Source organism: Arsukibacterium sp., from assembly GCF_033721375.1.
Taxonomy (GTDB): Bacteria; Pseudomonadota; Gammaproteobacteria; order Enterobacterales; family Alteromonadaceae; genus Alishewanella.
In genome coordinates, this window is the sequence record NZ_JAWWAP010000006.1 from 107,907 (window position 1) to 129,843 (window position 21,937).

General features: G+C 47.9%; 16 protein-coding genes. 5 read left to right on the forward strand and 11 right to left on the reverse strand.

The genetic code is table 11. The features are described from left to right. The first annotated feature begins 249 nt into the window (after positions 1-249). The 3 genes from R3187_RS10645 to R3187_RS10655 are packed head-to-tail and all read left to right on the forward strand — an operon-like array spanning position 250 to position 4,984. The gene (locus tag R3187_RS10645; protein ID WP_318966973.1) at positions 250-2,172 is read left to right on the forward strand and encodes a PrkA family serine protein kinase; all 1,923 of its coding nucleotides are present in this window, start codon (positions 250-252) and stop codon (positions 2,170-2,172) included. A 13-nt stretch (positions 2,173-2,185) separates the two neighbouring features. Beyond that, positions 2,186-3,451, forward strand: a complete 1,266-nt coding sequence (locus R3187_RS10650) for a YeaH/YhbH family protein (RefSeq protein WP_318966975.1) — start codon at positions 2,186-2,188, stop codon at positions 3,449-3,451. A 9-nt stretch (positions 3,452-3,460) separates the two neighbouring features. Then, on the forward strand, positions 3,461-4,984 hold the full coding sequence (locus tag R3187_RS10655; protein ID WP_318966977.1) for a SpoVR family protein: 1,524 nt from the start codon (positions 3,461-3,463) through the stop codon (positions 4,982-4,984). Positions 4,985-5,018: 34 nt separating this feature from the next. Here the strand turns inward: R3187_RS10655 and R3187_RS10660 are convergent, their stop codons facing one another. Together R3187_RS10660 and R3187_RS10665 are read right to left on the reverse strand one after the other, a co-directional pair. Continuing rightward, on the reverse strand, positions 5,019-5,996 hold the full coding sequence (locus R3187_RS10660; RefSeq protein ID WP_318966979.1) for a diguanylate cyclase: 978 nt from the start codon (positions 5,994-5,996) through the stop codon (positions 5,019-5,021). A 2-nt stretch (positions 5,997-5,998) separates the two neighbouring features. Further along, positions 5,999-7,006, reverse strand: coding sequence for a response regulator (locus tag R3187_RS10665; protein WP_318966981.1), 1,008 nt, complete (start codon positions 7,004-7,006; stop codon positions 5,999-6,001). Positions 7,007-7,136: 130 nt separating this feature from the next. Between R3187_RS10665 and tpx the strand changes: the two genes are divergently transcribed. Together tpx and R3187_RS10675 are read left to right on the forward strand one after the other, a co-directional pair. Next, positions 7,137-7,757, forward strand: a complete 621-nt coding sequence (tpx, locus tag R3187_RS10670) for a thiol peroxidase (RefSeq protein WP_318966984.1) — start codon at positions 7,137-7,139, stop codon at positions 7,755-7,757. A gap of 183 nt (positions 7,758-7,940) precedes the next feature. Next, positions 7,941-8,438: an Hsp20 family protein gene (locus R3187_RS10675; RefSeq protein WP_318966986.1), complete on the forward strand. Its 498-nt coding sequence runs from the start codon at positions 7,941-7,943 to the stop codon at positions 8,436-8,438. 117 nt (positions 8,439-8,555) lie between these two features. On the opposite strand, the gene adk is transcribed toward R3187_RS10675, so the two are convergent. The 9 genes from adk to R3187_RS10720 all read right to left on the reverse strand — a co-directional run bounded on the left by adk (position 8,556) and on the right by R3187_RS10720 (position 21,894). Continuing rightward, positions 8,556-9,200 (reverse strand): adenylate kinase, encoded by a 645-nt coding sequence (gene adk, locus R3187_RS10680; RefSeq protein WP_318966988.1) that lies wholly within the window; start codon positions 9,198-9,200, stop codon positions 8,556-8,558. A gap of 220 nt (positions 9,201-9,420) precedes the next feature. Further along, entirely contained in the window at positions 9,421-11,352 is a 1,932-nt protein-coding gene (locus R3187_RS10685; RefSeq protein ID WP_318966990.1) for a methyl-accepting chemotaxis protein, read from the reverse strand. A 135-nt stretch (positions 11,353-11,487) separates the two neighbouring features. After that, positions 11,488-13,413 carry a molecular chaperone HtpG gene (gene htpG / locus R3187_RS10690; RefSeq protein WP_318966992.1) on the reverse strand — a complete coding sequence of 642 codons (1,926 nt, stop codon included), beginning with the start codon at positions 13,411-13,413 and terminating at the stop codon, positions 11,488-11,490. 122 nt (positions 13,414-13,535) lie between these two features. Then, positions 13,536-14,138: a recombination mediator RecR gene (gene recR, locus R3187_RS10695; protein WP_318966994.1), complete on the reverse strand. Its 603-nt coding sequence runs from the start codon at positions 14,136-14,138 to the stop codon at positions 13,536-13,538. Positions 14,139-14,154: 16 nt separating this feature from the next. Then, complete coding sequence (locus R3187_RS10700; protein ID WP_318966995.1) at positions 14,155-14,481, reverse strand: YbaB/EbfC family nucleoid-associated protein; 327 nt, start codon at positions 14,479-14,481, stop codon at positions 14,155-14,157. 86 nt (positions 14,482-14,567) lie between these two features. Beyond that, positions 14,568-16,703 carry a DNA polymerase III subunit gamma/tau gene (gene dnaX, locus R3187_RS10705; RefSeq protein ID WP_318966997.1) on the reverse strand — a complete coding sequence of 712 codons (2,136 nt, stop codon included), beginning with the start codon at positions 16,701-16,703 and terminating at the stop codon, positions 14,568-14,570. A 45-nt stretch (positions 16,704-16,748) separates the two neighbouring features. Further along, positions 16,749-17,297 (reverse strand): adenine phosphoribosyltransferase, encoded by a 549-nt coding sequence (gene apt / locus R3187_RS10710; protein ID WP_318966999.1) that lies wholly within the window; start codon positions 17,295-17,297, stop codon positions 16,749-16,751. A 313-nt stretch (positions 17,298-17,610) separates the two neighbouring features. Next, positions 17,611-20,583 carry a TonB-dependent receptor domain-containing protein gene (locus R3187_RS10715; protein WP_318967001.1) on the reverse strand — a complete coding sequence of 991 codons (2,973 nt, stop codon included), beginning with the start codon at positions 20,581-20,583 and terminating at the stop codon, positions 17,611-17,613. 366 nt (positions 20,584-20,949) lie between these two features. Next, positions 20,950-21,894 carry a class I SAM-dependent methyltransferase gene (locus R3187_RS10720; RefSeq protein WP_318967003.1) on the reverse strand — a complete coding sequence of 315 codons (945 nt, stop codon included), beginning with the start codon at positions 21,892-21,894 and terminating at the stop codon, positions 20,950-20,952. Between the last annotated feature and the right edge of the window lie 43 nt (positions 21,895-21,937).

Here is a 21,937-nt window from a genome sequence, read left to right on the forward strand (position 1 = left end):
CTTATCCCCTACCCGGCATCTGCCGGGTATTTTTTTACCCCTCCCATCTGCTGTTTCTGTTTTCAGCATTACCCTTTTTCAGTCCCCTGCAGCAAACCCGGCACGCCTGCGTTACGTAATGATAAAAAGCTGAACGAAAAATATGATTATTTTCGGTGAATTAGGCAGGCAAAGATGATTTTTACTGTCTAACCTTAAAAGCAACAGCAGCGAGATCAGGTTTCCCACGAGCAATGGCTGGAGGTGCAGATGAGCATTTTTGAGCACTACAAATCACGATATGAGGCCACCCGAGAAGAAGAATTCAGTATTCAGGAGTATCTGGCACTTTGTAAAGATGACAAAAGTTGTTATGCCACCTCGGCCGAACGATTGTTATTAGCAATAGGCGAGCCAGAGCTGATTGACACCGCGCAGGATCCGCAATTAAGCAGATTATTCTCTAACAGGGTTATCGCCCGTTATCCGGCGTTTTCCGAGTTTTACGGCATGGAAGATGCCATCGAACAAATCGTCTCTTATTTAAAACATTCAGCCCAGGGCCTGGAAGAGCGCAAGCAAATTTTATACTTACTGGGCCCGGTTGGCGGCGGTAAATCGTCGCTGGCGGAGAAGCTGAAGCACCTGATGCAACAGGTTCCAATCTATTACCTGAAAGGCTCGCCGGTCTATGACCATCCACTTTCGCTGTTTGATGCCGGTGAAGATGGCCGCTTATTGCAACAGGAATATGGAATTCCGCCGCGTTATCTGCGCAATATCCTGTCGCCGTGGGCCACCAAGCGGTTGCATGAATATAACGGCGATATCAGCCAGTTCCGGGTAGTGAAAAAATATCCATCGATACTCGACCAGATTGCCATTGCTAAAACCGAACCGGGTGATGAAAATAATCAGGATATTGCAGCCTTAGTTGGCAAGGTTGATATCCGTAAGTTAGAACATTTCGCCCAGAATGACCCCGATGCTTACAGCTATTCAGGCGCGTTATGCCGGGCAAACCAGGGCTTGATGGAATTTGTTGAAATGTTTAAAGCGCCGATAAAGGTGCTGCACCCGCTGCTGACTGCCACCCAGGAAGGCAATTATAACGGCACTGAGGGCCTGGCCGCATTGCCGTTTGACGGCATTATTCTGGCACACAGTAATGAGTCAGAATGGCAAACATTCCGGAACAATAAAAATAACGAAGCCTTTCTGGACCGGGTTTACATTGTAAAAGTACCTTACTGCCTGCGGGTAAGCGAAGAGAAAAAAATCTACCAGAAATTACTTGAGCATAGTGAACTAAGCGCCGCCCCCTGTGCACCTGGCACTCTTAGTTCACTGGCGCAATTTGCCGTGCTCTCAAGGCTGAAGCAACCCGAAAACTCCAGTATTTACTCCAAAATGCGGGTGTATGATGGTGAAAGCTTAAAAGACACCGATCCGAAAGCGAAATCCTATCAGGAATATCGGGACTATGCCGGCGTGGATGAAGGCATGACCGGCTTATCAACCCGGTTTGCTTTTAAAATATTATCGCGGGTATTTAATTTTGACAGCACTGAGGTGGCGGCCAACCCGGTACATTTATTTTATGTGCTGGAGCAGCAGATAGAACGCGAACAGTTCGCCGCTGACGTGGCAGAGCGTTATCTGGAGCACCTGAAAGGCTACCTTACCCCGAAATACATTGAATTTATCGGTAAGGAAATTCAGACAGCTTATCTGGAGTCATACTCAGAATATGGTCAGAATATTTTTGATCGCTATGTCATTTATGCCGACTTCTGGATCCAGGATCAGGAATACCGTGATCCGGAAACCGGTCAGCTGTTTGACCGGGCTGCCCTGAATGCTGAACTTGAGAAAATTGAGAAGCCGGCCGGGATCAGCAACCCCAAAGATTTTCGCAATGAAATCGTTAACTTTGTCTTGCGGGCCAAAGCCAAGAACAACGGCAAAAACCCGTTGTGGACCAGTTATGAAAAACTGCGGACCGTCATTGAAAAGAAAATGTTTTCCAGCACCGAAGAGCTGTTACCGGTCATTTCCTTTAATGCCAAAACTTCGACAGAAGATCAGAAAAAACATGATGATTTCGTCAACCGGATGATGGAGAAAGGCTACACCCGTAAGCAAGTCAGGCTGCTGTCCGAATGGTATTTGCGGGTTCGCAAGTCACAATAACGCCGGAGGTAGTATGGCGCACTTTATTGACCGTCGACTCAATGGCAAAAACAAAAGCGCTGTCAACCGGCAGCGCTTTATCCGCCGCTATAAACAGCAGATTAAAAAAGCTGTGGCCGACGCTATCAGTGAGCGCAGCGTTACCGACATCAGCAGCGGTGAAAACGTTACCATCCCCAATAAAGACATTACCGAGCCATTCTTTCACCAGGGTAAAGGTGGCCGCCGGCAGATTATTCATCCGGGCAACGACCAGTTTAGCGAGGGTGACCGTATTCCCCGCCCTCAGGGCGGCTCAGGTGGCGCTGGCCAGGGCGATGCCAGTGCTGACGGCGAAGGCAGTGATGACTTCGTGTTCTCTATTTCCAAAGATGAGTATCTGGACCTGCTGTTTGAAGATTTGGCCCTGCCTAATCTCAGGAAGAATCAACTGGATAAATTAGTTCAGTATAAAACTGTCAGAGCCGGTTATCGTGCCGAGGGCGTACCCAGCAATATTGACATTGTCCGTTCGCTTCGTGGCTCACTGGCCAGACGCGTTGCGATGACTGCGGGGAAAAAAGTGACGCTGGCTGAGCTGGAGCAACAGTTGCAAATGCTCGATCTTGAGCCGGTACCTGATCAACAGCAACGGCTGGCGTTACTGGAGCAAATCGCCAGGCTAAAAGCCAGCATTGCCGCAGTACCTTTTATCGATAGCTTTGATTTACGCTTTCGTAATTATCAGAAAAAGCCGGAACCGACCAGTAAGGCCGTCATGTTTTGTCTGATGGACGTCTCTGGTTCGATGGATCAGGCGACCAAAGATATGGCCAAACGCTTTTACATCTTACTGTATTTGTTTTTAAGCCGTAGCTACAAGAATGTTGAAGTGGTCTATATTCGTCATCATACTCAGGCCAAAGAAGTCGACGAACAGGAATTTTTCTACTCACAGGAGACAGGTGGCACTATCGTATCGTCGGCCTTAAAACTGATGCAGCAGATAATAGCCGATCGGTTCGACCCGACTCAGTGGAATATTTATGCGGCACAAGCCTCAGATGGCGATAACTGGACTGATGACAGTGCGCCCTGCGCCGCGCTGCTGGCCAATAAGTTGCTGCCGCTGGTGCGCTACTATGCCTACATTGAAATTACGCCGCGGGCGCATCAAAGTTTGTGGCTGGAATATGAAAAGCTGCTGGCCCAGCATGATAATTTTGCAATAGAACATATCCGGGAGCTGGCTGATATTTACCCGGTATTCCGTCAGCTCTTTAAAAAGCAGGCTGCCTGAGGAGATACTATGGCAAAAGCAAAAGCTCAGCCCCAATGCCTGGCCGACGGCCCGGACTGGACCTTCGATTTGCTGGAGGAGTATCATCGGGAGATTGCCCGGGTAGCCGCTTTTTATCAGCTCGATACTTATCCGAATCAAATTGAGGTTATTACTGCAGAGCAAATGATGGACGCCTACTCCAGTGTTGGTATGCCGCTGGGTTATCATCATTGGTCTTATGGCAAAAAGTTTATTCAGACCGAGCAGAATTATAAACGCGGGTATATGGGGCTGGCCTATGAGATTGTTATTAATTCTAACCCCTGCATTGCTTATCTGATGGAAGAAAATACCATAACTATGCAGGCGCTGGTGATGGCGCACGCCAGTTATGGCCATAATTCCTTTTTTAAAAACAATTATTTGTTTAAAACCTGGACCGATGCCGGTTCCATTATTGATTATCTGGTGTTTGCCAAAAACTATATTAGTCAGTGTGAAGAAAAATATGGCATCACCGAAGTTGAAGATATGCTGGATTCCTGCCATGCGCTGATGAACTACGGGGTGGATCGTTATAAACGGCCCCAGAAAATTTCACTGGAGATTGAGCAGAAACGCCAGGAAGAACGTGAAGCTTACCTGCAAAGTCAGGTTAATGATTTATGGCGCACTATCCCGCTTAAGGCCCCCACTGAAGAGCAGTGTTTAAGCCGTTTCCCGGCGGAACCTCAAGAAAATTTATTGTATTTTATCGAGAAAAATGCACCTTTATTAAAGCCCTGGCAACGTGAAATTGTCAGAATTGTCCGGAAAATTTCGCAGTACTTTTATCCACAGAAGCAGACTCAGGTAATGAATGAGGGTTGGGCAACATTCTGGCATTACACTATTTTGCAGCACCTGTATGACGAGGGAAAAGTCAGCGACCGCTTTATGCTGGAAGTGCTGCACAGTCACACCAATGTGGTGGCACAACCTGAGTACAACAGCAAGTATTACAGCGGCATTAATCCCTACGCCCTTGGCTTTGCGATGTTTACCGATATTCGGCGGATCTGTGAGCGGCCTACCGCTGAAGATAAGGAGTGGTTTCCGGATATTGCCGGCAGTGACTGGTTGCAAACCCTGCACTTTGCCATGCAAAACTTTAAAGATGAGAGTTTTATCAGCCAGTATTTGTCGCCTAAAGTCATCCGCGATTTTCACTTGTTTGCCATTATAGACGACGATGAAGCAAATACCCTCGAAGTCAGCGCTATCCATAATGCCGAAGGCTATCAACGGATCCGGCAAATGCTGTCAGCACAATATAATTTAAGTCAGATTGAGCCTAATATTCAGGTGTATAACGTCAATATAAATACCGACCGGGCCCTGACCCTGCGTTATATCCCGCAACAACGGGTGCCGTTAGCCAAAAATGCTGCGGAAGTACTGAAACATTTACATCGCTTATGGGGTTTTGAAGTCATTTTAGAACAATGTAATCAGGATGGCAGTAGTGAGCTGCTGGCACGCTGTCCGGAACCGGTCACCCGCACCAGCTGAGTGCCGGATATCTGCGATAACAATGGTGGGTGTTTTACTCGTCTTCAGCCTGGTGGCAGGTGACTTTATTGCGGCCATCCACTTTCGACTGATATAAGGCTTTGTCTGCAGCCTCTATCCAGTGACGATGCTCCTGCATGCTGACATCACGTTCGGCCAGGCCAAGACTGATGGTAACAGTAAGCGATGTACTATTATACGGGATAGTCAGATTGGCCACTTGTTGCCGGATCCGTTCTGCCAGGCACAGTGCCTGTTGCATCGTGGTATCCACCAGCAGTATCGCAAACTCTTCACCACCATAACGACCGGCAAGATCTGTTGTCCGGATGTTGGCCTTGATTACATCGGCAACTTTACGGATCACTTCATCGCCAGCAGTATGGCCATAGGTATCATTAACCCGTTTAAAATGATCAATATCACACATCAACAAGGTGCTGTGATGCTGGCTGTAACGCTGCAGCCGGTTAAACTCCTGAACCAGTGCATCTTCCCAATGCCCCCGGGTGCTGAGCTGAGTCAGAAAATCTGTTTTCGATAATTGCTGCAAGCGGCCATTCATCGATTCCAGCTCGCTACGACTGACTGCCGCATCGGTAACATCATAAATTATGATACACAAATGGGTAACCTGACCACGGGTGTCTGTTAGCGGAAAAATCGTGCTGTTCTGATACATATATTCGGCACTACCGGTAATCGGCCGGTAATTCTTGAATTTAAAAATGTAAGGCCGCTGCTCCCAGATAGTAAAAGCCCGATTTTTAAGTAAAATTACCGGGTCGCACTTTCGGCGCAGCCATTCTTCATCAATTTCAGGAAACAAATCAAATAAATAGCGTTCCCTCACCTGTCGCGGCGTCAAGCCGCTATGGCTTTCCATAAAGCCATTCCAGACCTGGATCCGATAATCACTGTTTAACACCACCAGCCCGACATCCACCGTCTGGAACATGTCCATTAACCAATGAATTTCAGAAACATCGAACTCGGCATTGGTTAAACTCATCGTTATTCTTCCAGTAAAAAAGCGACTTTCTGCTTCATAGTCTTAACACTGTCTTCAGTAAACAACAGCAGTAAATCGCAGTTAATATTATAGTTTTCAATACCGTAACTAAGCTCTATCGCCAGTGTTTTGCGCCAGCGCCGGGCGTTGGCTTTAATTAGCTCGCTTACCGGCGCATGCTGGCCAAGTACAACCGGATGGCCCTGACTAAAGCTCATATCGAGTTGCTCAGCGATACCTTTTAACACGGCACCAATCAGAATATTGGCCACATCCATCAGTAATTCCAGTTCAGTTGACGGAGTTAAGTCTCCCTGAAAATTAAGCAGGCTGGCAATATCTTTAAAACTGGAGTCAGTCAGGATCAATAATGCTTCGCCCGCGACACCACCGCCAATAAACCCCTGACATACAGCAGAGGTCGACGAGTGTTGTTCTACCGATGCCAGTGCCATATGCAATTCGCTGACTTCAATCACATTAACGTTAGGAATAGGAAGTTTTACAAATACATTCAGTAACCTCGCCAGTAAATCACCGGCCTGGCCCATGGCTACATTGGTAATTTCCTGAAACACATCGCGCATTTCTGCGTTAAGCTCGGTATCGGTGCTGCGCTTACTCTGCACCAGTGTTTTTTCAGGCTGACGTAAGCTGGCACTTTGCAGAATAACCTGAAGTTTGGCAGCATCGACTGGTTTACGAATAAAATCGAGAGCCCCCAGTTCCATTACCCGCTGATACGCCTCGGGTTGAACATCACCAGATACCACCACAACATTAACACTAAGCTGGCGTTTCTTCAGCTCAGCTAATACCTGATAGCCATCCATAATTGGCATGTTCAAATCGAGAAACAGCCAGTCAATTGACTCCTTCTTCAGGGTTGCCAAAGCATCGGCACCATGGCCGGCGAAATGGACACTGTCCTGCCAGTCCTGTGGTAAGATCCGGGCAAGTTGTTTACGTGCCAGATTCGAGTCATCACATATTAGTACTGCGGTGGTCATTGGGCACTCACTTTAATACTCAGTCTGTTTATAATAGACGCAAAACTGCTTTTGATAACAGCAGTAGTGGCAAATAAATTGCGTTATTGGTTTAAATACCATTAAATTCCAGATAATTAGGACATTCACTATGTTAACTCAGTTTAGAAAACCTGTATTGCTGCATACCCTGTTGTGCGCAACGCTCCTTAGTCTACCAGCATCGGCGATTGATCTCACTGCTGATTTAACCAGCAGAGTCAGCGAAGTAAAAGCAGGTAATCAGCAAGTTGTATTACTGGGAACGGAGCTGAAAACCGGCGAACAGGCACCGGCTTTTAAAGTCGTCGACAACAACTTTAAAACCGTTCAGTTAAGTGATTTTCGCGGTAAAACACTGTTAATCAGTGTGGTCCCGAGTATCGACACCGGTATCTGTTCCCTGCAAACCAAACGTTTTAACAGCGAAGTGGCCAATATGCCGGAAAACGTGGTCTTGCTGACGATAAGTACCGATCTACCTTTTGCTCAGAAGCGCTACTGTCAGCAAGAGCAAGTCGCTGACATGGCGGTGTTGTCAGACGCAGTATGGCGCGATTTTGGCAGCAATTATGGTTTACTGATTAAAGATATGGGCTTGCTGACCCGGGCAATTTTATTGATTGATAGCGAAGGGAAATTACGCTATCAACAATTAGTACCCGAACTGGCGCAGGAACCCGACTACGATGCAGCCCTGGCAGCACTGGCTGAATTACAGAAAAAATCATAAAAGAGCAGTAAAAAAACTTATATTTCCTCTCTTGAAAAATAGTTAAGTAACCTTATTTATTGAGCAGGTGGCCTGATAAGGCACCTGCTCAGGCAAGTCGGCAGCGCATCTGCTGATTAGCTGACAACCCGTTCATTTGAAGGGTAACTACTAACCATTTTGCTATCTACAGAGGATTTGGCTATGAACAACTTAGATTTTACTCCGTTTTACCGTTCTTTTATTGGTTTTGACCATCTGGCAAACCTGATGAACGCCGCTGCGCGTAATGAAAAACAGCCGGCCTACCCACCCTACAACATTGAGGTTACCGGGGAAGATCAATACTGCATCACCATGGCTGTTGCTGGCTTTAGCGAGCAGGAATTGTCGATCGAAACTGAAAATAACACCCTGGTGGTGCAAGGTCAGAAAAACAGTAAGGATGATGGTCGCCATTTTGTCCATCAGGGCATCGCTGAACGTAATTTTGAACGCAAGTTCCAGCTGTCAGATTACGTTAAAGTAACCGGCGCCTCACTTGAGAATGGCTTGCTGCATATTGCACTGGTCCGGGAGGTCCCTGAGGCGTTAAAACCGAGAAAAATTGCAATTGGCAATATTAAACAGCCGCAACTGGTCAATGATGACAATGCGACTAAGCAAGAAAGCAACAAGGTAAAAACTGCCGTAAACAGCTAAGCGGATAAGCAGTGTAGAAACTCGCTGTTAAATCATTGTCTTTAGAAGAAAAAAGCCCTCATCTGAGGGCTTTTTTATAAATCTGAATAACGTTGTAGCCGGCAACCGGTTTGCCGTTCAGTCTAAAAACTTAACCAGGGTGGCACTGATTTCATCTACCGGCTTGGTGCCATCAACGTAATGATACTGGGTTTCTCCCGCAGCTGCGGCATGCCGGTAGTAGCCAACCAACAACTCGGTTTGTTCGTGATAAATCGCCAGCCGTTTGCGAACTGTTGCTTCTTCATCATCGGCACGGATAACCAGATCTTCACCGGTTTCATCATCTTTGCCAGCCACTTTTGGTGGATTATATTTTATATGATAAACCCGACCTGACGCCGGATGCACCCGACGCCCGCTCATCCGCTCAACAATCACATCGTCCGGAACATCAAACTCAATAACATGATCAACGACAACACCGTTTTCTCTCATTGCATCGGCTTGTGGAATGGTGCGCGGAAAGCCATCCAGTAAGAAACCGTTGCGGCAGTCTTCTTTGGCAATCCGTTCTTTTACCAGACCAATAATAATGTCGTCTGACACCAATTGTCCGGCATCCATCACTTCTTTGGCAGCCAGTCCCAGCTCAGAGCCCTCGTTAATGGCTGAACGCAACATATCGCCGGTTGAAATTTGCGGGATCCCATATTTATTCATTAAAAACTGAGCCTGGGTTCCTTTTCCGGCACCCGGGGCCCCCAACAAAATGATACGCATAGCAACACCCTCGTGTTCTGGGATTATTCAAATATTTATAAAACCGAATCTTTACACAATGCGCTTGCTGAGACAAGAATTTTGTCCACTGGTGCTACCTGAAGTGGCGTGGTTACTAGCCTTTAGTCGATAGCCTTGATATCAGCAGGCTCTGACACTGTTTACCCACTAAAATGGCAGAAAGTATGGCTTTTCTGCCCGTTGAAACAGATTCTACCGACTAAAGTCTGAACCGCCGCACCAGTTCCTGTAGCTGCTCAGCCAGTTCAGAAAGTGCATCACTGGCTTTGGCTGACTGCACAACATTTTCGCTATTTTGCACTGCGACATCACTGATCCGGTGAATATTCTGGTTAATATCCCGAGATACCGTTGTTTGCTGCTCAGTTGCACTGGCTATCTGATGTGCAGTACTACTTATCAGCTCTACGGCTTCACTTATCGCAAACAAAGCCTGGCCAGCGCTGCTGGCACTTTCTGCAGTTCCTTTGGCTGAGTGTTCGCTACTCTGGTTGGCTTTCACTGCTCTTTCGGTACCGGTTTGCAGTTTCTCAATCATTTGTTTTATTTCAGTTGTGGAGTCCTTTGTCCTGCTGGCAAGGGTCCGCACCTCATCGGCAACTACGGCAAAGCCGCGGCCGCTCTCACCCGCCCGCGCCGCTTCAATGGCGGCATTTAAAGCAAGTAAATTGGTTTGCTCAGCAATACTTTCAATGACCTGCAAAATACTGCCGATATGGTCGCTATCCTGCTTCAGTAAATTTATAATCTCTGACGCTTTACTTACCTCTGCCGACAGCTTTTTCAAATCAGTTAAGGTGGTACTGACAATTTGCTGACCATGAGCCGTTTCCTGCTCCGCCGCTGTTGCCGCCTGTGCGGCCTGTTGCGTGTTGCGCGATACCTCTTCCAGCGAACTGGTCATCTGATTCATGGCCACCGCAGAACTATTAATTTCGCTGTTCTGCTGTTCAATACCACTGCGGGTGTGCTCGTTAATCTTTGCCAGTTCTGTGGCTGCTGAAGCGACCTGATCAGAGTAGTCTCCAACCTGGCCAATCATCTTGCGCAGATTTTGCTGCATGCTGGCAATGGATGCCAGCAGGCTGTTTTTATCGCCTGGTTTAAGTGTTATCACGGCAGTCAAGTCGCCCTCTGCCACCTGATGCACAGCTGCAGCAGCATACTCGGGCTCGCCGCCAAGTAATTTCGTGACACCACGCACAAGCAAGATACATATCAGGCCAGCGATAAACAGAACCACCAGTGAAATGACTAACAGCGTCCAGAACATGGCTTTTACATCATTCAATGCTTCGGCTTCGCGGCTTTCCAGCACCAGTGACCAGCCAAGCATCGGTATATAGTTATAGCTACCAAACACATCGGTTCCGGCCGCGTTCTGGTACTGCCCCACCCCGCTTTGCTTTGCTCTGACTGCTTCGGCTGCTTCTGTATTTAATGCTCCACTGACACCCTGTAAAGATGCGGCGTCAGTAATGGCGGCGCCCTCCGCATCCAGCAGATAAATTTCGGTATAGCTGTTATGGCTTAGCTCATTTACCTTATCGAAAATTGTACTTAGCTGGACAGCCCCCCGCATTACCCCAACCACCTGACCATTCTGGCGAATGGGAATAGCAACAGTGCTGACTCTCTGCCCGGTGGCCCGCGACACAATAGGTTGTGAGAACGCATCCTGGCCGGCGATAGCCTGCTTAAACCAGGCCCTGTCGGCGACGTTGAAGTCTGCTGCCTCAGATAACGACAACACCCTGGCCTGGCCATTGGCATAACTTACTCCTGCCCGGCCCCGGCCATCCTGGCCCACCACAAAAATAGTGTCATAGTAGCCCTGACTTTCAGCCATTGCCTGCATTAAGCTGGTGCTCATCGCCAAATCACCCTGCTGAACCTGAGCTAATGCTGCCAGGTAGCGCATTTCTTCCTGCCGCACCAGCAGCCAGTCAGTAAAAGCCCCGGCACTGGCACTGCCGTTACTTTGCAAATTGCTCAGAACTGCCTCAGTACGGGCATTTTTATATTCGATGAAAACCACGCTGGTCAGCACCATTATCGATAATAAAATCAGCCCAACCATACTGATGGTCAACCGCACACCAAAACTGTACTTTCTCCAGCTCGACAGCATTATATTCTCCTGATCCAACAACGGATAATGGACTGAGTATAGTTAGCAATCAGTAAGATGCGAGTATGGAATGGCAAATAAAGAAAGCCCGCCGGTGCATCAACAGCCGGCGGGCTTTTTAGCAATCAAAGTAAGTTACTTTGCCAGAGACAACAATAAGTTGTTTAAGCGTGTCACATAACTTGCAGGGTTCTTCAAGCTACCACGCTCAGCCAGAAGCGCTTGCTCGAATAAGACCTGAGCCCACTCGTTGAAACGCGCATCATCGGTTTCATCAGCAATATGCTTTACCAGCTGGTGCTCCGGGTTCAGTTCAAATATAGGCTTAACCTCCGGCACTTTCTGACCAACCGATTCCATCAGCTTCATCATCTGGGTGCTCATGTCATGCTCGTCGGTTACAACACAGGCCGGGCTGTCAGTTAAACGATGGCTTACCTTCACTTCCTTAACTTCATCGCCCAGCGCTGTTTTAAAGCGTTCCAGTACATTGGCAAAGGCTTCTGCCGTTTCCTGCTGAGCTTTTTTGGTTTCCTCGTCATCCAGTTTTGACAGGTCCAAGCCACCTTTTGCCACTGAACGCAGTTTTTTATCACTGAATTCGGGCAAATGCTGAATGAGCCACTCGTCAATCCGGTCTGATAACAGCAGTACTTCGATACCCTTTTTGCGGAATACTTCCAGGTGCGGACTGTGTTTGGCCGCCTGATAACTATCGGCCACCACATAGTAAATTTCGTCCTGGCCTTCTTTCATCCGGCTGACATAGTCGGCCAGAGACACGTTCTGGGTTGCATCATCATTATGAGTTGAAGCAAAACGCAGTAAACCGGCAATTTGCTCTTTATTCGCCATATCCTCAGCCGGCCCTTCTTTTAACACCTGACCGAATTCATTCCAGAAAACCTGATACTGCTCAGGATCTTTTGCCAGCTTATCAAGCATTTTCAAGGTGCGGCTGGTGCAACCTTTACGCAGGCTCTGAGTAACCTTGGTATCCTGCAGGATTTCACGCGATACATTCAGTGGTAAATCGCTGGAATCCAGCACGCCTTTAATAAAACGCAGGTAGCTTGGCATAAACTGCTCAGCGTCATCCATGATGAAGACCCGCTGCACATAAAGTTTTAAGCCATGCTTTGCTTCGCGGTTCCACATATCAAATGGCGCTTTTTTCGGCACGTACAATAAGCTGGTGTAGTTGCTGCTACCTTCAACTTTATTATGGCTCCAGCTTAACGGTTCGCTCCAGTCATGCGAAATATGCTTGTAAAACTCCTGATATTCCTGCTCGGTGATTTCAGATTTATCCCGGGTCCACAGTGCCGTTGCTTTATTTACCGCCTGCCAGCTGCCCTCTGTTGCCGGTATTTTCTCACCGTCTTCTTCCCGCTCTGGCGTGCCTTCCTGCCACATTTCCACCGGAATACTAATATGGTCAGAGTATTTGGTAATAATGCTTTCCACTTTCCAGCGGCTTAAGAATTCATCTTCGCCTTCCCGCAGGTGCAGAATAATGTCGGTACCCCGGCTTGCTTTATCAATTGGTGCCAGCGTGTAGTCACCTTCACCTGCTGATTCCCATTCCACTGCCTGATCAGTGCCCGCTTTACGGGTGCGCACGGTGACTTTGTCAGCAACGATAAAAGCCGAGTAAAAACCAACGCCGAACTGGCCGATTAATTTTGAGTCTTTGCTTTGATCGCCGGATAATTGCGAGAAAAATTCTTTGGTACCCGATTTGGCAATGGTACCCAGATGGGAAATGACTTCCTGCTCGGTCATACCGATACCGTTATCGCTGACGGTCAGCGTCCGGTTGGCTTCATCCAGGCTGATCCTGACCTTTAGCTCACCATCATCGCCATACAGGCTGGAATCAGACAGCGCCAGAAATCGCAGTTTATCGGCAGCATCTGACGCATTAGAGACCAGTTCACGCAGAAAGATTTCTTTATTGGAATACAGTGAATGGATCATCAGGTTAAGCAGTTGTTTTACTTCTGCCTGAAAGCCATGAGTCTGCTTCTGGCCAGAGTTAGTGGCAGTATTATCACTCATTTTCGGGTCCTCGAACGTAGTATTTACAGGAATAATAAGACGCGACTGCGCCCGTCAGTTGCCTGTTATATGGGGCACTCTGTTCTGGAATTCAAGTTAAAAAAAAGCGAAGGAAAGAGAGTTTAAAAGGTTTTACGACCACTGAAGGCATGGGATAACGTGGTACCGTCAATATATTCCAGTTCACCACCTACCGGCACGCCTTGCGCTAAACGGGTAACGGGTATCTGGTACTTATGACACAGCTCTGCCAGATAAAATGCGGTAGCGTCGCCCTCCACTGTCGGATTAGTGGCCAGAATAACTTCGCTGATATGGCCCTTGGCCAGTTGCTTATCCAGCCGGTCCAGGCCAAGCTCAGCGGGGCCAATACCATCCAGCGGCGAAATATAACCCATCAGCACAAAATACAAACCATGAAACTGACCTGTATGCTCAATGGCCAGCTGATCCGATGCCGAACCGACAACACACAAGGTACCGGCCTGTTGTCGTTGTGGATCGGCACATAAGGCACACATATCCGTTTCGCAAAAAGTCCGGCAACACTGGCAATGGCCAACCAGCGCCATTGCTTTGGTTAAGGCCGCGCCCAACCGCTCGCCACCTTCACGGTTGCGCTCCAGCAACTGAAATGCCATACGTTGGGCCGATTTAGGTCCCACGCCGGGTAAAACCCGCAGTGCTTCTATCAATTGCTGAACCAGTGGCGCGAGTTTGCTCATATTACTACTACCTGGATTAAAACGGTAACTTCATACCCGGTGGCAGCTGCATACCACCCGTTACTTTCGCCATTTGTTCTTTATTATTGTCTTCGACCCGCCGCACTGCATCGTTCAACGCAGCAGCCACCAGATCTTCCAGCATTTCCTTGTCATCTGCCAGCAAACTTTCGTCAATCTCCACCCGCCGGACATTATGACTGCCGGTCATGGTAATTTTTACCAGACCTGCACCTGATTCACCTGTGACTTCCATATTGGCAATTTCGGCTTGCACCTTTTGCATTTTTTCCTGCATGGCTTGCGCCTGCTTCATAATATTGCCCATACCGCCTTTAAACATAGCTTTATCTCTCTGTTAAAATTGCTGGCGCCACGATAATCAGTTACGCCATAAATTACAAGTTACGCCACACTGTTGACACGCTACTAGTTTACCTGCAGGGTGTCTAACAATAAACTGGCATCAAATTGCTGTTGTAATTGCTGTACATTCGGGTCTTCCTGCATTAGCCGGCTGACGTAATTTTTGCGCTCAAGCTCAATCCGCTGCTGGATGACCAATGGGGATTGTAATACTTCGCTGCTATAGCTTATCTCCAGCTCCAGATGCTGGCCCATGGCTTCTGACAACAAGCTTACCAGCTGGTTACGGAAGTCAGTGGTATCCAGATGTTGCTGGCTTTGATTTACTACCAGCGTAAGTCGTTGCTGCTGCAGCTGCATGGCGCTGTTGAGCAGGAAAAGCCGCATCAGCCCCCCTACCGGCATTTTTTCAATCAATGCCGCCCAGCTGTCTACTTCGGCAGCAAAACGGATTGAAAAGTTCTGCTCGTTAATTTCACCGGCAAATATTTTAGCTGGCTCCTGTTGGTGACTTTGCTGCCATAGCGAATCCAGCATTGCCTGATTTACCGGATCTTCCGGGTAAAGCTGCTCAGGGTCTGGTTCGGCCTCGTCCGGATAAACCGGCATAGAGTGATTAGCCAGCTCTGGCTCATTGCCAGCCTGCGCTGTATCGGCTGCCGATTTATTCAATATCCGATTATTATTGACTGCCGTTCTCGCCGGACCAGCTGCCGCTACCGGCGCTGGCCGGTGTTCAGACTTTTTTGGCGGCGTCGCTCCGCCATCCACACTCAGGCCTCGGCGTTTAATAATACTTGCCGTCAGCGGGTCAATACTTTCGTTCGGTACAGCCACAACCGGCTGAGGTGCGGCGGCAGGCTGCCCGGACTGCGGCGTAGCATCAAAGTCCGCAGCCTGAACATGTGGCGAAGCCTGAGCTTGTAACGACGGTTGGGCTGGCTGCTCAATATCACCCTGCTGCGGCTGTTCTGGCTGCTGTTGTTCTGGCTGCTGCGCTGGTGCAACATTGCCAGCAAGCCTGGCAGCCGGTTTTTCTGCTACGGGTGCGGGCTGCCTTCCTACCGAAGCTCCAGAGCGGTCTGACGCTGGCTGAACAGCCGTTTGCACGCCACCGGCAACTGGCACAAATGCCAGTGCCCGCAATAGCGTCATTTCCAGACCAGTGCGTTCATCGGGGGCATAGCTCAGCTCGCGTTTACCGCTAATCAGTAGCTGATAATACAACTGCAGCGCTTCCGGACTCTGGCTTGTCGCTATCATTGTCACAAACTCGGGCTGCTCTGATAACTGCGCGGCAGCAGGTTCTAACTGGCTTAACGCTGCCTGATGCAGCAGGGTTAGCATGTCATCCAGCACTTTGCTGTAATCGCTATGCTGACTGATGAGTGCCTGCAGTTCAGTCTGCATTGCCTGGTAGTTCTGGTTTAGAATAGCGCCGAGAATCGCGCTGGCAAATTGTTGATCTAAAAACCCCAGCATTGCCCGCACGGTTTCCAGCGTTAGCTGACTGTTACTCTGGGCAATGGCCTGATCGGTTAAACTTAATGAGTCGCGCAGACTGCCGTTGGCAGCTTTTGCCAGCAGCGCCAGCGCAGCCGGCTCAAAATGTATTTGCTCTGCTGTCAGCACCTGCGCCAGATGAGATGAAATCTGCTCCCGGCTCAACGCTTTTAAACTAAATTGCAGACATCGTGACAATACCGTCACCGGCAATTTTTGCGGATCGGTAGTCGCCAGCAGAAACTTGACGTGCGGTGGCGGCTCTTCCAGTGTTTTCAGTAAGGCATTAAAACTGTGACGGGACAACATATGCACTTCGTCAATCAGGTACACTTTAAAGCGTCCCCGACTTGGCGCATATTGCACATTGTCTAACAAATCACGGGTATCTTCGACTTTAGTCCGCGACGCCGCATCAATTTCCAGCAGATCAACAAAATTGCCGCCATCAATTTCCTGACAGGCACTGCAAACGCCACAAGGTGTGGCGGTAATACCGGTTTCACAATTTAAACTTTTGGCAAAAATGCGGGCAATAGTGGTTTTCCCTACGCCGCGGGTACCGGTAAACAAATAGGCATGGTGCAGCCGACTGCTGCTCAGGGCATTACTTAGTGCGGTTTTTACATGGTCCTGGCCAACCAGCTCGGCAAACTGTTTTGGCCGCCATTTTCTTGCTAATACCTGATAACTCATGCCACAGCCTGATACGTAAAGGGAGGTTCTGCTATCAGCCTAAACTTATTCGCCGCTATACTCAACCAGACTCAGGATATTTAAACCCAACGCTTCTAAACGACTGACGCCACCCAGCTCTGGCAGGGCAATAACAAAGGCAGCATGGTCAACCTTGCCACCTAAACGCCTGACCAGCTGCACCGTAGCATCAATAGTACCGCCGGTTGCCAGTAAGTCATCAACTAACAGCACTTTGTCTCCGGCCTCGATGGCGTCGGCGTGTAATTCGAGTGCATCTTCTCCGTATTCCAGCGTATAACTTTGTGAAATGCGCTCACGTGGCAGCTTGCCTGGCTTGCGAACCGGCACAAACGGTATACCCAATGCGTAAGATAACGGTGCGCCAAATATAAAGCCACGTGATTCAGTACCAATAATTTTCTCAATACCTTTGTCAGCGTAGATGGCAGCGAAGGCGTCAATCACTTTTTTAAATGCCGGACCATCCTGCATCAGACTAGTGACATCACGAAAGGTGATTCCCGGTTTCGGGTAGTCAGGAACGGTTTTAATGACAAGTTTCAGTTCGGTGGCAAGTTGTTGCAAATTCATGGTTCTACCTTTTTAGACCGGCGATGTCGGGCTGGCAATGTTTAATCAGAACAGAAGTTGTACCCAGCGCACTATTGGCACCAGACAAAGCAAAGCAACAAAAACGGCTACGAAAGCCAGAAACTGCCAAAAATTAAATGAATCTTTAAAATTTTCGTCGGCCATGCTACCCACTCTTTGCTATTGAAGAACATTTTTAAGGGCGCTAATGGTAATGAATTTACACAGCTTTGAAAAGCGCCAAAGCGAATAATCCAAAAGAAAAGCCCCGCAAAGTGCGGGGCTTGTTATTTAGCTTTGTATTACAATCAGCTTAGAAATCGTAAGATAAGTTTACAAATGCGCGACGGCCAACAAACTCATACTGAGAATACAATATAGAGTTACCCGCTGTACGAACACCTGCTGGCGAACCTTTCGGTGGGTTCTTATCAAAGATATTAGCGATACCAGCCGTCACATCTACACCATAAAACTCTTTCTGCACTGAGGCATTATGCAAAATATAAGTTGGCGTTTCTGCTACAAACGTAGATGGCTGACCACGGTAAGTGGTTTGATTACCATTAGCAAAGTACTGATAATCGTCTGTCGCTGATGCATAGCGCAGGCTCCAGGTATAGGTCCACTCATCGCGGTCCAATGTAGCACTCATGGTGCCAACATGCTTCGGATCACCTACGTCACCAACATACTGTGATGGCTCACTGTCCGGGAACTGTTTGAATGAACGTTCAAACTGAACCGTGTGATCCCAGCGTAAACGCAATGAACCAAAGTCGAAATCATCCTGATACGTTAGCATAAAGTCAGTACCGCGAACTTTCTGCTGAGCTACGTTTACATAACCACCACGAACGGTATCAATACCATAGTCACCGTTGGTACCGTCACGACGGGTAAACTGATCGCACAGTGGGTCAGTTGGGAAGTTCTCTGACCGGTAACATAAACCAAGTACCGTACCACCACCCAGGTTAGATACCTGAGAACTGATTACTACGTCATAGTAATCTGCTGAGAAACCCACAGTATCTTCAGGGCTCTTCCAGACCAGGCCAATACCTTTTGATACTGACGTTTCAGCTTCCAGTACACCTGCACCACCACCGGTGATAGAGGTCATAGAACTACCCGGGTTCACGTATTCTGCAGGTACACCATCTGCCTGACAGTTTTGCGCAACGCGCGGGTCGATAGTACCCTCTTCCAGACGACCAGCCCAGTTCAGACATGGATCATTACCGGTTTGGTTCAGGAAGCCGGTCTGGCCTTCCAGGAACAATTCGAACAGTGCTGGTGCCCGGAATGAGCTACCGCGGGAAGCCCGAACCTGGAAACCATTACCAATTACCCAGTTTGCTGAAACTTTATAAGTGGTATCAGCGCCATAGGTAGACACATCAGTCCAGCGACCAGAAGCTGTAACATCTAATTGCTCTGCCAGAAGCATGTCACGTAACAATGGCACGTAGAATTCACTGTATATGGCAGTGGTATCAGCACTTCCCCGGGTTATACCAGCGCCGGTAGAGCCCCACAAGTTGCCAGCTAAGGTGGCTTCACCTGGAATATCATTCAGTTTATCTTGCTGAAATGAACCACCCACAGCGACACCAACCATACCTGCCGGTAATTCAAATAAATCACCAGTGATATAGGCATCTACTGTCTGCTGACGATAGCTGGTTTGGCCGTAATCAATATCAAACAGGAAATCTTTAACCTGCTGTGGTTGGTTACCGTTAATATGATCCGGGCTTAACCAGTCCACTTCAACGCAGCTTTTACCTGATACTGGCGAAGTAGCACCCGCACAAGGACCGCCATATACCGCATTCTGCGCCATTAACATCGCATCATATAAAATGACCTGAGTATCGTACTCACCTTTGTTGTAACTGTTCTGATAGGAAATATCCCAGCTCCAGTCACCCAGTGCGCCTTCAAGCCCTAATACATAACGGCTGTAATTAACAGTGGTGTCACTTCCAGAATGATCTGTCATGGCCACTGGCATAAAACCGACAGAGCCATCCCAGCCATCTACAGTACCACCAAAGATATAACCGTTAGCAGCCAGTTGCGCCGTCCAGAACTGACGGAAACTATTTATTTCTGTTTTACGCTGACTGAATGTCAGTTCAGAGTAAGCTGAAATATCATCTGTTAAGTCGTAGTCACCCACCATAAAAATTGAAGCGACTTGGTCTTTTGGGATCATTGTCTGACGGTTCTGGAACGGATGATCAGCATCGGCCCAGCCATCAGTTTCTTTGTCATACGATACCGGGTACCAGCCATCTGGCACGCTGATATTATTTGGGCCAGGGGTTGTGATCAAACTGTCAAAAGTAGGCCGGTCAAATTGCTGAAAAAAGCCATCATAATCGTACTGCGCTTTCATGCCAGAGCGGAAGTTTGACGCACCAGGTGCATAGTTAAAAATCCAGACACCATATTGCGCCGCACTACAATGATAATCGCCGGTACGCGGGTCAATTGGGTCGGTCCGCTCACCGGTTTCCTGGCTGTAAAACATCCGTTCGTTACAAGCAAAATAATCACGGTCGCCACGGGCCAGTTCAGTCTGTAAATTGTAATCTGCTACTACCCGGAATGAACCACGGTCAAAGGTTTTGCCGTAAGTCGCGTTGATCCGGTAGTTTTCGCCACCACTTTCGAATGGCTGATCTAAATTTACAGTGACATTAGAACCATCACCCTTTTTGGTAATAATATTAATAACACCGGCTACGGCATCAGAGCCGTACAGCGATGACGCGCCATCTTTTAATACTTCAACCCGGTCTACCGCAGATAATGGAATAGAGTTTAAATCGAAAGCAGCAACCTGACCACGGGTACCTGCCGGGCCAGCGCGACGACCATTTAACAATACGAGGGTACGGTTAGCCCCTAAACCACGCATTGAAATTGATTCATTACCAGCACCACCTGCAGTAACAAAGCCCACAGATAAAGCTGAAATCAGCTGGCTGGAACCGGCGGCAACAGTTGAGGTACGCAGTAATTCGCCCAGAGTACTAAGGCCCTGATCTTTGGCGATATCAGCACTAATAATGGTAATGGGGGTAGCATTATCCAGTCCATCAGTACGAATACGCGAACCTACAACCTGAATACGTTCGGTTTTTTCTGCTTTTGCTTCTTCTTCTTCAGTTTCAGTTTGTGCTGAAACGGCTCCTGCAGCCAGCATGCTGGAAGCAGCACCGAAAGCAACGGCCAGGCGCACGGCTTTGCTTAGTTTGCTATTTGTGAACATTGTGATCTCCCTGGATTACTTTTTATAAAAGTAATTCTTATTTTATGTGTCTCAGTACCACACCGCTTAGGATAGGTCCGTACTAAAAAATACTGACAGCCGAAGCTGCCAGTAACCAGACCTAATATGCATACCGATTCAGCAGCGGTCAATAATAAGTTCCGTTGTTCGTCGCAAATTCAGGTAGATAAACTTATTGGCCGTAATAGTTTGATTAAACGGGTATTAAGACCAGGGTGTCAGGCGGTGGTAAAGCTGAAAAGCTGAAAACTAATCTTAGTCCGGAGACTTCAGCAAGAAACCTTCAGGTGCAACGCCTGTTCAGGCCGTTTACTTTTTTCTGTCAACGGTCAATTCTGCTATCCGCTATTTAGACAGTTGAAACACCCAAGAAAATTTACCATCTTTCGTTTCCAGGATGCTGCTTGACGCGGAAAAGCCGACTTGTTGAGCGATAATTTGAACTACGTTGCGTTGCTGAACACTCCAACAAGCGCCAACCTGATCTTCTATCCGGCATTTAAAGAAATTTAGGTTGGCAGTTAATTTGTCAATAATCTCAGTTGAATTACTTCGCCAATCGGCAAGACCTGACACTAACTCTTTGGCCACCAAATTAAACCATTCCAGCTGTTCTGCAGTTACAGATTTTTGCACTGCTATAAAATTTGCTAATAAAAGATCACTGTGTTGTTTAAGCAATTGCTGTTGCGGCAATGACAAAACTTTGACTTGTTGTAGCTGTTGACAAAATTTGGCAAATTCCCGGGCTTTATCGAGTAATCCGTCATGTTTAGTAAACAGCGGTAAAACTGACAGACCGATCACACAATCCCGTGAAATAAATGAATCCTTGTGGTGAACTAATGCAACAAATTTAGCGCCAGGCTTAAGGACCCGGTAAAGTTGCTGCAGTGTTGCCTCAGGTTCAGAGTATTCAAAACCGAACTGACTTACAACGATATCAAAGTTTTCATCAGGAAAGCGTAATTCCTCTGAAGGCATACCGCCATAAAACTTGACGCGCTGCAGATACTTGTACTGCTGACTCTGCTTGTCAAATAATTGCATTGGGCAAATATCCGCTTTATCAGAAGCTGAAATATCCAAATGGTTATTGCTCTGCAACGCCAGTACGGCCAAAGCGCCGTTACCGCTTGCCAGATCAAGCACTTTTGCGCCTTTCGTAAATTCAGCAAAAATTCTCTGCCAGAATTCAGCAACTTCGCCGTGGTATCCCTGCCCCTGCTCGCCCTCGGCAAAACTGTTTAATGTTTTTGTTTTTTGCCAGTAGTAATCCCAATGCTGCAAATCACACCTTCCTTTCTGAGCTTTTATAATAGAAAAAAGGCGG

Excerpts from the sequence above, each read along its gene's own strand:
- R3187_RS10655 (WP_318966977.1), top strand. The coding sequence starts at position 3,461 with ATGGCAAAAGCAAAAGCTCAGCCCCAATGCCTGGCCGACGGCCCGGAC.
- R3187_RS10645 (WP_318966973.1), top strand. The coding sequence starts at position 250 with ATGAGCATTTTTGAGCACTACAAATCACGATATGAGGCCACCCGAGAA.
- htpG (WP_318966992.1), bottom strand. The coding sequence starts at position 13,413 with ATGAGTGATAATACTGCCACTAACTCTGGCCAGAAGCAGACTCATGGC.
- R3187_RS10660 (WP_318966979.1), bottom strand. The coding sequence starts at position 5,996 with ATGAGTTTAACCAATGCCGAGTTCGATGTTTCTGAAATTCATTGGTTA.
- dnaX (WP_318966997.1), bottom strand. The coding sequence starts at position 16,703 with ATGAGTTATCAGGTATTAGCAAGAAAATGGCGGCCAAAACAGTTTGCC.
- recR (WP_318966994.1), bottom strand. The coding sequence starts at position 14,138 with ATGAGCAAACTCGCGCCACTGGTTCAGCAATTGATAGAAGCACTGCGG.
- R3187_RS10675 (WP_318966986.1), top strand. The coding sequence starts at position 7,941 with ATGAACAACTTAGATTTTACTCCGTTTTACCGTTCTTTTATTGGTTTT.
- apt (WP_318966999.1), bottom strand. The coding sequence starts at position 17,297 with ATGAATTTGCAACAACTTGCCACCGAACTGAAACTTGTCATTAAAACC.
- tpx (WP_318966984.1), top strand. The coding sequence starts at position 7,137 with ATGTTAACTCAGTTTAGAAAACCTGTATTGCTGCATACCCTGTTGTGC.
- R3187_RS10650 (WP_318966975.1), top strand. The coding sequence starts at position 2,186 with ATGGCGCACTTTATTGACCGTCGACTCAATGGCAAAAACAAAAGCGCT.
- R3187_RS10665 (WP_318966981.1), bottom strand. The coding sequence starts at position 7,006 with ATGACCACCGCAGTACTAATATGTGATGACTCGAATCTGGCACGTAAA.
- adk (WP_318966988.1), bottom strand. The coding sequence starts at position 9,200 with ATGCGTATCATTTTGTTGGGGGCCCCGGGTGCCGGAAAAGGAACCCAG.
- R3187_RS10685 (WP_318966990.1), bottom strand. The coding sequence starts at position 11,352 with ATGCTGTCGAGCTGGAGAAAGTACAGTTTTGGTGTGCGGTTGACCATC.
- R3187_RS10700 (WP_318966995.1), bottom strand. The coding sequence starts at position 14,481 with ATGTTTAAAGGCGGTATGGGCAATATTATGAAGCAGGCGCAAGCCATG.
- R3187_RS10715 (WP_318967001.1), bottom strand. The coding sequence starts at position 20,583 with ATGTTCACAAATAGCAAACTAAGCAAAGCCGTGCGCCTGGCCGTTGCT.